A 10,427-nucleotide genomic window follows, 5' to 3' on the forward strand; every position below is an offset into this window, starting at 1 on the left:
AAATAGATGCACAAATATGTATAGTAATTCAATATAAGTATAAATAAAGAAGTTATGATATTATTTACTTGAAACTATGGCAAGAGAGGTGAGAGAGATGTATGATTTCGATACTATAATCAATAGAAGAAATACCCACTCATTAAAATATGATGGTATTAAGGAACGTTTAGGAATTGAGGGAGATGATTTACTGCCTCTTTGGGTAGCAGATTTAGATTTTGAAACTCCGAAACCTATACGAGATGCTCTTATTAATAGAATCGATGAAAAAATTTTAGGTTATAGTGGTGGCTTTGAGGATGTATATGCATCAATTATTAATTGGTATGAAAAAAGACATAATTTCAGTATTGATAAATCCTGGATTCAATTTAGTGGAACAATAGTCAATGCTATTAACAGAATTTTAAAAACATTTACTGAAGAGGGCGATAAAATAATAATTCAGCCACCAGTTTTTCCAGCTTTTCGTGATGCTATAAAGAATCATCACAGGGAAGTAGTAGAGAATTCTTTAGTTTTAAAAAATGGTAAATATGTTATGGATTTAGAGGATTTAAAGAAAAAAATTGATCCTAAGGTAAAGATGTTTATTTTATGTAGTCCTCATAATCCTGTAGGTAGGGTATGGACAAGAGAAGAGCTTAAAGAACTTACAGATATATTGGTAGAAAATAAAATTTTAATAGTATCAGATGAAGCTCATGCTGAATTAGTACTTAAGGGATATAAGCATCATTTTATTCACAGTATTAGTAAAGAAGTTGCAAATCAGAGTATTTTATGTGTATCTACTCATAAGACATTTAATGTGGCTGGGCTTGAAATCTGCAATATGATAATTCCAAATGAGGTTATAAGAAATGCTTATAATGATGCTCAATTAAAAGATGGAATTAATAAGCCAAACTTATTAGGACTTACAGCACTTAAAGCTGGATTCGATTATTGTGAACAGTGGTTAGATGAAATGATTGAATATGTAGAAGATAACTTTAAATTTTTAAAGGAAACTTTAGAAAAAGAAATTCCAGAAATAAAGATGATAAAATCAGAAGGAACTTTTTTAGCTTGGCTTGATCTTAGAGAATTAAATTTAGCACCAAAAGATATAGAAAATTCTTTAATAGGAAAAGGAAAGATTTTGGTAAATCAAGGATATAGCTTTGGTACTGGTGGAGAAGGGTTTATCAGAGTTAATGTTGCATGCCCAAGAAGTGTTTTGGAAGAGGGAGTAAAGAGGTTGGTATTATCATTAACAGGGAGGAATTGAGATGAGAACAAGAAGTAAAAAATTGTTAATAGCATTATCAACAATAGTACTAGGAGTAACTTTGTTTAGTGGCTGTGGAGCAAAAAATGTCTCAGAGGAGCCAAAGAATGGTGAAGGCGAAAAAGTAGAGAAAATCATAAAAGTAGGAGTTTCAACTGAATATTTTCCATGGTGTTTTAAACAGGAGGACAAGCTACAAGGTTTTGAAATTGATGTATGGAATGAGATAGGTAAAAGAGCTAACTACAAAATAGAATTCAAAGTTTCAAAATTTAGCGGATTAATGGGAATGTTAGACTCAGGACAAATTGATACAGTTGCACATCAAATGTCTACTAATGAGGAAAGAAGAGTCAAATATGACTTTAGTGAAACCTATGCATATAGTAAATATAAATTTGTAATTCCAAAGGAAAGCAATATAAGTAAAGTTGAAGATTTAAAAGAGAAAAAAGTTGGTTGTGTTTTAGGAGGAAATGGAGAAAAAACTATAAAGGAATTAAATAAAAGCAAAGATTTAAATTTAGATATAGTAACTTATGATGGAACGCCAATGGAAAAAGATGTTGAAGTAGGAAGAATAGATGCAGGATGGCTAAGTGAAGTTAAGGCTAAAACTACTATAGAAAAGGGAAATTTAGACTTAAAAATAGCAGATATTAATACTGGTGTATTCGAAATCAACCAATATCCTTTTAGGAAGGAAGAAGCAAGTAAAGAGATTATTGAAAATGTGAACAAAGCAATTAAATCAATGCATGAAGACGGTACTTTTAGTAAAATATCAAACCAATGGTTTGAATTAGATACCACTAAAGAAAATAATTAGTTTAGTAGGTATATTTTTATGTTTGATTTTAATTTTCTATTAAGAATAATTCCAGTGATGTTAAAGTATGTTAAGGTAACAATTGCACTATCTCTTTATTCTCTATTTTTTGGTTTGATTTTAGCTATAATTATTGCATTGATTATAAATGCTAAAACACCAATACTTTATCCTATAGCAAAAGTTTATGTATCTTTTTTTAGAGGTACTCCATTAGTGGCTCAACTTTTCTTTTTATACTTTGGATTAATACAATTATTCCCGGCTCTTAAGGGGTTAGATGGATTCACTGCTACAGTTTTTGGACTTAGCTTAAACTCTGCTGCATATTGTTCTGAAACTCTTAGAGGTGCTATATTTTCAGTGGATAAAGGGCAAATGGAAGCAGCATTAGCCTTTGGAATGACCTATATTCAAGCTATGAGAAGAATAATTTTACCACAAGCAGCAAGAGTTGCTATACCAGCACTAACAAGTAATTTTTCTGATATAGTTAAAGGTTCTTCACTAGCATTTACATTAGGAGTAACGGAAATAATGGCATCTGCTCAATCGGAAGCTGCTTCAAGTTATAAATTTTTGGAAGCATATACTGGTGTAGTTATAGTATATTGGATAATAATTTCTTGTCTTGGATTTATTCAAAAGAAGTTAGAGACAACTCTAAATAAGGCTTATTAAGGTGATGGATATGTTAAAGATTAATAATTTACATAAGGCATTCGGTAGTAATAGAGTTTTAGATGGTATAAATCTTCAAGTAGAGAAAGGTGAGGTAATTGCTGTAATTGGTCCATCTGGTACAGGAAAATCCACTTTATTAAGATGTATAAACTTTCTAGAGCATGGAGATGAGGGAACTATAACTCTTGGGGATATTAACATAGATGTAAAAGAAATAGATAAAAAAAGTGTATTACAAATTAGAAGAAAAACAGCTATGGTGTTCCAAAGTTATAATTTATTTAAAAACAAGACTGCCCTTGAAAATATAATGGAAACTTTAGTAACAGTTAAAAAGATGAAAAAAACTGAGGCAAAAGAAATTGCTATGAAGTATTTAAAACAGGTAGGTCTTGAAGAGAAGAAGGATTCCTATCCATCTAAGCTCTCAGGTGGACAGCAGCAAAGAGTTGCTATTGCAAGAGCATTAGCTGTTGAACCAGAAATAATATTAATGGACGAACCTACTTCTGCCCTAGACCCTGAACTTGTAGGAGAAGTTCTTGAAGTTATAAAAACTTTAGCTAATGCTCATATGACAATGATTATTGTTACCCATGAAATGAACTTTGCAAAGGAAGTAGCTGATAGGATTATCTTTATGGAAGGCGGAAAAATTGTGGAAGATGGTAATCCAATAGATATATTTGATGACTCAAAAAATACTAGAGTGATTAAATTTATGAGAAAAGTTTTATAAATTAATTTCTTTAAACAGATTTTTGTAGTGGCGAACATTATTTGCCATTTTTTAAGAAGTAAGGGATGGTTCATTCTTTTTTATAGTTTTTATTTTATAATTTGTAATGAACCGTCCCCATATTTAATAATAGCAACTAATTTGGATTTTATGGTGAACACTGCTTGCGCCTACAGTTAGTCAATGGAAAATTGACAATTGTGAATTTTGCATTGTGAATTGTGAAGTGATTAATACTGTGTTTTCTATAAAATTTATAGAGACTGGACTTTTTCTGTAAATATAATATAATTACTTATAAGAACAAGATTTCAGATGATTTGAATATCATCTTCTGCAATAATTAAATTCCACGTTCAAATTATATATCCTACTAATAATTGTATTTTTACCGCTAAAAATAGAAGTATATGTCGAATATGGAGAAAAGGTAAGGAATAATCCTCTTTTAATCAGTATTCTTCTGTAACCCTATTTACAGGATTTGATTTAAATGGGTGATGATGGTACACTTTCAAGGTAATTGATTTTAAACCTATTATTGGGCAGGAGTATGCCTATAGTAGGGCTTTTATTATTTTTAGGGGGAAAATTACTAATGAAAAATAATACGGTAAAATTACGCCAAGAAGTGTTTACATCTGATGCTTGGAAAATTATTGATTGGCTAGAAGATGATGAAATAATAAAATACTTAAATGAAAGACAAAATGTTGGAAATAGCATTAGAGAAACAATATATAGAGTTAATATGCCTATTCTTACTCCTTTGTTTAATCAATACGGGAGCTTTTTTATGATAACAACGGATGAAAAAGAACCAATTGGTTTTCTACGACTTGTACCTAAGGGAAAAATAGCAGAGATGGTTATAGTAATTGGAGACAAGGAAGAGTGGGGAAAAGGCTTAGGAGCTAATGCAATTAAAGAAGGTTTGAAAGAAGCATTTTTTGAATGGAGAGTTGATGAAGTAATTGCAAAAATCAACTTTGAGAATCAGCGTTCTAAAAGAGCATTTAAAAAAGTAGGTTTTATAAAAGATAAGGAATTAACAAAAGAAATACAATACGCTATTTCTATAAAACAATTCTTAAAATTGGCTGCGTAATTGTAAAGAAGTTTTGTAACAAATTTCTTTACAATGTTTTAAATTTTTCCATAGATAAGGCATCTGAAATAAAATATACTAAAGTATTAACAAGTTATTTTTTTGAAGATGCCTAAATCATGCTTTACAAAATTTATTAGTTTTAATTTATAGTAGTACTTTAAAAGCTTTAACATAGATAATGTCTTCATAAATCATTAGTAATTTTAATGAAGATTATCATAGTATGTTAAAGCTTTTAAATTTATAAAAAATACACGTTAATAAAGATATATGGAGAAAATTGATTATTTATTAATATTATCAATAGTTAACATGTTTCTATTATAAAAGCATATAGTAGAAATATGTAATTTTTTATAAAACTATGTATAATTAAATATGTACTATTTAATCAATTGATAATTGAAAATGGACAATTCACAATTATAGTTGAAATTAGTTTTAATAAAACTAATTTCTTTAACTGATTTTTTTACAAACAATGCAATTCCTAGTTTTTATCATAAAAAGTTACTATGTAACTTCAAAAAAATTTAAATTAGGGCTTCTCCCTTAAAGGAGAAGTATCCATAATTGTCAATCGTCAATTCTCCATTGTTTAAATAGTATATTTATAACATAGATTAAGGGTGGGATTAGATGAAAAAAATAATATCTATTTTATTGACAGCAATGATTGTATTTTCGCTAGTTGGCTGCACTAAGAAAGAAACTGCAAAAGAGGAAGAACCAAAGGCTAATTGGGAAGAGGCTTTAATCAAAGCTAAAGGTTCTACTGTTAACTTTTATGGTTGGGGCGGCAGTGAATTTACAAACAATTGGATTGATAATGTACTAGCTAAAAAAGTTAAGGAAGATTATGACATAACTCTAAAAAGAGTACCAATGGATATAGAGAACATATTAAATAAGATGCTTGGTGAAAAACAAGCAAATAATGAAAGTGGTACTATTGATTTAGTCTGGATTAATGGTGAGAATTTCTATACTGCTAAAAAAGCTGATTTACTCTATGGTCCATTTGCAGATATCTTGCCTAATTTTAATAAATATATAGATGAAAAATCTCCAGATGTTACACATGATTTTGGATATGAAGTAGAGGGGTATGAGGTTCCTTATGGTAAGGCTCAACTAGTAATGGTTTATAATAATGAGTTTGTAAAAACACCTCCTAAAAGTGCAGAAGAGCTTATGGAGTTTTGTAAAGCAAACCCTGGAAAGTTTACTTATCCTGCACCACCAGATTTTACTGGAAGTGCTTTTGTAAGAAACATAATATATGATATTGTAGGTAAGGAAAAACTTGATGGACTTGAAACTAAAGAAGAAGTTCAAAAAGCTATACAACCTGCTATAGATTACTTAAATGAGTTAAAGCCTTATTTATGGAGTGAAGGAAAAACTTATCCAGCAACTATAGCTCAATTGGATAATATGTTTGCAGATAAAGAAGTTGTGGGAACTGTAACATACTCACCAAATTCTATAGATGGAAAGATTAAAACTGGAGAGTACCCTAAGGAAGCTAAATCAGCTATATTTGAAAAAGGAACTATTGGTAATACTCATTTCGTAGCTATACCATTTAATGCTTCTAATAAAGAAGGTGCTATGGCTGTAGCAAATGCTATATTATCTGTAGAAATGCAAAGTACTAAATACGACCCAATTACTTGGGGTGATTTACCGGTATTAGATAACAGTAAGTTATCAGATGAAGAAAAATCTATATTTGACAAAGCTAAAATTAGCGATGCTATTGTACCGCAAGATGAACTTTTATCTCATAGAAAATCAGAACCAGCAGCTCATCTTATACCTATAATAGAGAAGATATGGTTAGAGACTGTTGCTAAGGGGGACTAATAAGTGAAGAAGTTAACTCCCTATATATTGCTTCTTCCATGTACTATATTTTTAGTTGTAACTTTAGGCTTTGGGGTAATTCAAGGATTTCTCCAAAGCCTTGGCTTTATACCTTCTTTAGGAATGGAAGAGATAACTTTTAAATATTACATACAACTTTTTAAAGAACCAGATTTTATAGAGTCTTTAATTTTCAGTTTAAAAACTTCTCTAATTTCATCAGTATTAGCTGTTATTATTGGAGTGTTTTTAGCATATATGTTGTTTAAACATGAAAGCAAAACTAATAATTTGATTATGAAGATACCTGTAATAATACCTCATATGGTAACTGTACTTATAGTGATTTCCATATTTTCTACAGGAGGTTATTTAAGTCGTATATTATATAATTTATCTATAATAAAAGATTCCAGTTCCTTTCCACTTTTGGTTAATGATAAGTTGGGAATAGGTATAATAATTGCTTACTTATGGAAGGAAGTGCCTTTTGTGGCCATCATAACCTACGGAATTCTTTCTAATATAAATAAAGATTTAATATTAGCATCTAGAAACTTAGGAGCTAATGATACACAAGTATTTACTAAAGTACTACTTCCACTAAGTAAAAAAAGTATAATCACTAGTTTTATAATAATTCTTGCCTTTTCTTTCGGAGCCTTTGAAGTTCCATATCTTTTAGGTCCAACTACGCCTAAGGCATTACCAGTAAAAGCTTTCATAGAATATTCTAGTCCTGATTTGTTTAATAGGCCCTATGCTATGGCAATAAATACTATATTAGCATTGATATCTTTAATACTTATAGTGCTTTATGAAAGAGCTTTTAGAAAAACTTTAAAATAAGTCATCTTCAATAAATACAAATTAAAGATGTTTAAAGAAAGGAAAGTTTATTTGAAAAGACTAATTACCACATTATTAACTATTACATTTATTTTTCCTATTATAATACTTATTTGTTATGCACTATGTTTAAATTGGGCTTATCCAAATCTTATTCCTAATAATATTACTACTAGGGGAATTAATGCCTTACTAAGTACAGAGTCACTATCTATAACTTTTAATAGTATAGGCTGTGCATTATTAGTTACATTGTTTACTGTTCTATTATGCATTCCTGCAGCTAGAGCTTTATCACAGGAGGATTTTAAGGGAAAATCTTTTTTTACTTTACTAATAACTTCACCTTTAATACTTCCACTGACCTCTATTACTATGGGGCTTCATATACTATTTATAAAACTTGGGCTTACTAATACAATTTTAGGAGTAACACTTATAAATACTATACCTTGTATACCTTATGGAGTAAGACTTATATCTAATGTTATGTATATAGTTGGGAAAAAACATGAAGTAGCTGCAAAAAGTTTAGGTGCTTCATCTATAAAGGCATTTTTTTATATTACATTTCCAATGATTTTACCAGGCATAATATCTTCTTGTGCCTTTGTATTTATCATTGCTTTTAGCCAGTACTTTACAACTTTTCTTATAGGTGGAGGACTAATAAAAACTTTACCTATGGTTTTAATACCTTATATTCAAAGTGGAGATAGAACATTAGCATCAGTTTATAGTATTCTTTTTATAGCCTCTTCACTATTGGTACTTATAGTTTTAGAAAAGATAGTGTCTATACATTATAAGAAATCTTTTTATTTATAGAAATTTGTATAAAGGAGAAAGTTATGAGTTCTATAGAAATAAAAAATCTAACTAAAGTTCTAGGTGGTAAAACCATTTTAAATAATTTAAATCTTACTATAGAAGAAGGATGTTTTTTCACACTATTAGGACCTTCAGGTTGTGGTAAGACTACCACATTAAAAACTATAGCTGGTATATATTCTATTGATGAAGGGGAAATATTAATAGATGGAAAAAATGTTAGAAATATTCCTATGGAAAAGAGAAATACTCCCTTTGTATTCCAAGAACATTTATTATTTCCTCATATGAAGGTTTTTGATAATATTGCTTTTGGCCTTAAAATAAAAAAGCTTCCTAAATCTGAAATAAATAATAAAGTTTCTAAAATAATAGAACTTCTAGAATTAAAAGGACTTGAAAAAAGCTATCCTCATCAGCTTTCTGGGGGACAAAAACAGAGAGTTTCCTTAGGACGTGCATTAGTAACTGAACCAAAAGTTCTACTTTTAGATGAACCATTTTCAAGCCTAGATATAAATCTTAGAGAAACCATGAGAAATTTAATTAAAGATCTACATAATACCTTTAAATTGACTATTGTTTTTGTAACTCATGATAAAGAGGAAGCACTAACTATTTCAGATAAGATAGCTCTTATGAGTGAAGGAAAGATACTTCAGGTTGGAACACCTTATGAAATATATGAGAAACCGAATTCTTTAGAGGTTGCCAGCTTTTTTGGAAACTGTAATGTAATAGAAGGATTGATTGAAGATAATCATTTTATTAATGACATTTTTAATATAAATTTAAAGGTAGATAAATCGTCTTCCTATAAATCAACATTGATATCTAAAGCTGAAGATATTGAAATCATATTAGATGAAAACAGTTCTATAGTTATTTATAAGAAACTTTATATAGGGGATAGGTATATTTATACTTTAAAAAGTCAAAATAGTGAATTGAAAGTAATCTGTAATAAATATATTGATTTACCTTTAGGAGCAAAAGTTAAACTTAAATTTTTAAAAGAAAATGATTTAATAATATTTTAAAAAATATTATTAAAATATAATGAAGGTCCACCAATAACTTTGGTGGATTTTTTAGTACAAATAATTAATATAGTAATTTAACTTAGTAAATAATAAGCTCCTTTATTTCTGAGAACTAAAAAATCTATTTAAGAAAAATTTAAGAAAAATTTTACAACTTCTATACAAGCTCTATAAAAGAATATCGAAAGTGATATATATAATACTTTATGAGAGAAGAAAAACAAATTAACTAAAAAACAGAAGTTTAAGGGGGTACTGTAATGAGAAGAAAAGGATTAATGAGATTAATAGCATTAGGAACAATTGTAGGTGTGATTACTATTTTAGGAACAGCAAAAGCTATAAAAGGTGAAGAACCTACAACGGTATTTATAGAGAATCATGAAGGTTTAAGTGAGAAAAGTGAAAATCTATCAAATAAAGATGAAGACAGAAAAGGTAAAAAATTTAATTTAGATGAAAATGCTGTTGATGCAGCTAAAGTTGAGCAGATGTTAAAAGGAACATATGAAGATGATGAAGAAAAGGTAGCTTTTTTAACCTTTGATGATGGGCCATCAACATCAGTGACACCAAAAATTTTAGATACTTTGAAGGAATATAATGTTAAAGCAACATTTTTTCAGCTAGGAGAAAATATTGAAAAAAATGAAGAAAGTAAAAAATTAGTTAAGCGAATTTATGATGAGGGACATGCATTAGGTAATCATAGTTATACACATAATTTAGAAATGCTTTATCCTAATAATCAACTTCATATAGAAACCTATATGAAAGAAGTAGAGAGTACTGATAATGCTATGAAAGAAGTAATTGGACAAGACTTTAATACAAAGGTTTTAAGAATGCCAGGTGGATATATGTCTAGAGAATATTATAATGATCCTAATCTAGGCGCGTTTAATGAAAGACTTAAAAAAGAGAACTGGTATAGTATAGATTGGAATGCTATGAATGGTGATGCTGATGGTACCGGGAAAAATGCAGAAGAATTATTAGCTGAAGTTAAGAATACAGCAGGAGAACAAAACAAAATAGTTATATTAATGCATGATACATATGGTAAGGAAGAAACTGCAAATGCCTTACCAAATATAATTGAGTATTTAAAACAGCAAGGATATAAGTTTAAAACTATTAAATAAAAAATACATAGTATAGATGTGTCATTTTGAAGTTTAATCTATACATTCATA

Annotated in this window: 10 protein-coding genes; all 10 read left to right on the forward strand. The window is 29.0% G+C overall.

The genetic code is table 11. From position 1 onward, the window contains the following. Positions 1-76 precede the first annotated feature (76 nt). The 10 genes from B3603_RS13805 to B3603_RS13850 all read left to right on the forward strand — a co-directional run bounded on the left by B3603_RS13805 (position 77) and on the right by B3603_RS13850 (position 10,376). Positions 77-1,276, forward strand: coding sequence for a MalY/PatB family protein (locus tag B3603_RS13805; protein ID WP_291565891.1), 1,200 nt, complete (start codon positions 77-79; stop codon positions 1,274-1,276). 1 nt (position 1,277) lies between these two features. Beyond that, positions 1,278-2,105 (forward strand): transporter substrate-binding domain-containing protein, encoded by an 828-nt coding sequence (locus tag B3603_RS13810; protein WP_291565893.1) that lies wholly within the window; start codon positions 1,278-1,280, stop codon positions 2,103-2,105. Between the two features lie 18 nt (positions 2,106-2,123). Continuing rightward, on the forward strand, positions 2,124-2,786 hold the full coding sequence (locus B3603_RS13815; protein ID WP_291565895.1) for an amino acid ABC transporter permease: 663 nt from the start codon (positions 2,124-2,126) through the stop codon (positions 2,784-2,786). A gap of 10 nt (positions 2,787-2,796) precedes the next feature. Next, on the forward strand, positions 2,797-3,528 hold the full coding sequence (locus tag B3603_RS13820; RefSeq protein WP_291565898.1) for an amino acid ABC transporter ATP-binding protein: 732 nt from the start codon (positions 2,797-2,799) through the stop codon (positions 3,526-3,528). A gap of 598 nt (positions 3,529-4,126) precedes the next feature. Further along, positions 4,127-4,636 (forward strand): GNAT family N-acetyltransferase, encoded by a 510-nt coding sequence (locus tag B3603_RS13825; RefSeq protein WP_291565900.1) that lies wholly within the window; start codon positions 4,127-4,129, stop codon positions 4,634-4,636. Between the two features lie 642 nt (positions 4,637-5,278). Further along, on the forward strand, positions 5,279-6,508 hold the full coding sequence (locus B3603_RS13830; RefSeq protein ID WP_291565902.1) for an ABC transporter substrate-binding protein: 1,230 nt from the start codon (positions 5,279-5,281) through the stop codon (positions 6,506-6,508). Between the two features lie 3 nt (positions 6,509-6,511). Beyond that, positions 6,512-7,357 (forward strand): ABC transporter permease, encoded by an 846-nt coding sequence (locus tag B3603_RS13835; protein ID WP_291565905.1) that lies wholly within the window; start codon positions 6,512-6,514, stop codon positions 7,355-7,357. Positions 7,358-7,408: 51 nt separating this feature from the next. Further along, on the forward strand, positions 7,409-8,185 hold the full coding sequence (locus B3603_RS13840) for an ABC transporter permease (RefSeq protein WP_291565907.1): 777 nt from the start codon (positions 7,409-7,411) through the stop codon (positions 8,183-8,185). A gap of 23 nt (positions 8,186-8,208) precedes the next feature. Further along, on the forward strand, positions 8,209-9,228 hold the full coding sequence (locus B3603_RS13845) for an ABC transporter ATP-binding protein (protein WP_291565909.1): 1,020 nt from the start codon (positions 8,209-8,211) through the stop codon (positions 9,226-9,228). Positions 9,229-9,491: 263 nt separating this feature from the next. Continuing rightward, a complete protein-coding gene (locus B3603_RS13850; RefSeq protein WP_291565912.1) occupies positions 9,492-10,376 on the forward strand; it encodes a polysaccharide deacetylase family protein in 885 nt (294 codons plus the stop codon). The last annotated feature ends 51 nt before the right edge of the window (positions 10,377-10,427 follow it).

Origin of the sequence: Clostridium sp. UBA2485 (genome assembly GCF_002341865.1) — a bacterium.
Classification (GTDB): Bacteria; Bacillota; Clostridia; order Clostridiales; family Clostridiaceae; genus Clostridium_J.

Coding starts and splice junctions, on each gene's coding strand:
- B3603_RS13820 (WP_291565898.1), top strand. CDS start 2,797: ATGTTAAAGATTAATAATTTACATAAGGCATTCGGTAGTAATAGAGTT.
- B3603_RS13805 (WP_291565891.1), top strand. CDS start 77: ATGGCAAGAGAGGTGAGAGAGATGTATGATTTCGATACTATAATCAAT.
- B3603_RS13850 (WP_291565912.1), top strand. CDS start 9,492: ATGAGAAGAAAAGGATTAATGAGATTAATAGCATTAGGAACAATTGTA.
- B3603_RS13825 (WP_291565900.1), top strand. CDS start 4,127: ATGAAAAATAATACGGTAAAATTACGCCAAGAAGTGTTTACATCTGAT.
- B3603_RS13810 (WP_291565893.1), top strand. CDS start 1,278: ATGAGAACAAGAAGTAAAAAATTGTTAATAGCATTATCAACAATAGTA.
- B3603_RS13845 (WP_291565909.1), top strand. CDS start 8,209: ATGAGTTCTATAGAAATAAAAAATCTAACTAAAGTTCTAGGTGGTAAA.
- B3603_RS13830 (WP_291565902.1), top strand. CDS start 5,279: ATGAAAAAAATAATATCTATTTTATTGACAGCAATGATTGTATTTTCG.
- B3603_RS13815 (WP_291565895.1), top strand. CDS start 2,124: ATGTTTGATTTTAATTTTCTATTAAGAATAATTCCAGTGATGTTAAAG.